This window comes from Stenotrophomonas sp. 2YAF22 (genome assembly GCF_052114665.1).
GTDB classification, from domain to species: Bacteria; Pseudomonadota; Gammaproteobacteria; order Xanthomonadales; family Xanthomonadaceae; genus Stenotrophomonas; species Stenotrophomonas indicatrix.
Window position 1 is genome coordinate 1 of the sequence record NZ_JBFRFE010000874.1, and the last position, 1,280, is coordinate 1,280.

The 1,280-nt window shown below is 69.9% G+C and carries 2 protein-coding genes; both read right to left on the reverse strand.

Annotated features, from left to right (window positions below):
* Nucleotides 1-693, reverse strand: a 693-nt coding sequence (locus AB4Y84_RS21890) for a PHP domain-containing protein (protein ID WP_442250963.1), incomplete at its 3' end; no start/stop codon positions are given.
* Between the two features lie 215 nt (nt 694-908).
* Nucleotides 909-1,280, reverse strand: a 372-nt coding sequence (locus tag AB4Y84_RS21895; protein ID WP_442250964.1) for a ribonuclease HII, incomplete at its 5' end; no start/stop codon positions are given.

Here is a 1,280-nt window from a genome sequence, read left to right on the forward strand (position 1 = left end):
GATGCACACGCGTGCTTCGTGCGCGCTGAAATCGGACGGCGACAGGAAGCGGACGTCGTTGCTGGCAATCACCGGCAGACCACGCTGCCCAGCGGCCATCAGCGCGAACTGGTTGAAGCTCTCTTCGCCATCGCGGCCGGTGCGGGTCAGCTCCAGGTGCAGGCCGTCGCCGAACACGCGCTGCCAGTCGGCCAGCTGCTGCTCGGCCAGATCGTGCTTGCCATCCAGGGCCAGGCGCCCGGCCAGGCTCTCGCGGCCGGCCAGGGCGAACAGGTTGGCGTTGCCGGCCTTCAGCCAGTCCGGGTGCACGGCGACGCCGCCCTCGGGGCGATGGCCTTCCATCCAGGCACGGGTCAGCAGACGCGACAGGCTCAGGTAGCCCTCTCGGTCGCGGCACAGCAGGGTCATCCGCCACGGGTCCTGCCCTTCCTCGGCGATCATCACGTCGGCGCCGGCGATGGGCTTGATGCCCACACCTTCGGCTGCCTTGTAGAACTTGACCAGGGCGAACAGGTTGTTGAGGTCGGTTACCGCCAGCGCAGGCAGGCCGAGTTCGACCGAGCGCGACAGCAGGTTGGCCTGCTTGGCCTTCTTCGGGTCAGCCTGGTCCGGCTTGGCCGGCACGCGGATGGTCGAGTCCGCCAGCGAGAACTCGGTGTGGACGTGGAGATGTACGAAGCGGGAGTTGGACATGCCGGACCAGGTTGGAGCGCGCAGGCCCCGGGTGCAGACGCGGGAATCGTCGCCGGGGTCGGGAAGCGCTGGAGTGCCCGGTCAGGGTAGCGAGGGCAGGGGGTTGCGACAAGGACTTGACGGTGCGCGATATCGCGAATGTCGCCGGGCATGGCCCGGCGCTACCGAGGGCGTTCATGTTGCCGTGGTAGCGTCGGGCCACGCCCGGCGACCGTTCAGGCGATCGCGGTGGCGGCGGCCACAGCCGGCGGCGTTTCCAGGCACTCGCGCACCGGTGCGAAACTGCGCCGGTGCTCCGCGCACGGGCCATGCTCACGCAGGGCGGCCAGATGCGCCGGGGTGCCGTAGCCCTTGTGCTGGTCGAAGCCGTACTGCGGGTGGCGTGCGTGCAGGTCCAGCATGTAGCGGTCGCGCGAGACCTTGGCCAGGATCGAGGCCGCCATGATCGCGCGGTCGATGCCATCGCCGCCGACCAGCGCCTGCGCCGGCAGCACCAGTCCCTTGGGCACCACGTTGCCGTCGATACGGGCGAAGCCGGCCACGTGGRCCACCGCCGCGACGACATCGCGCATGCCCTGCAGCGTGGC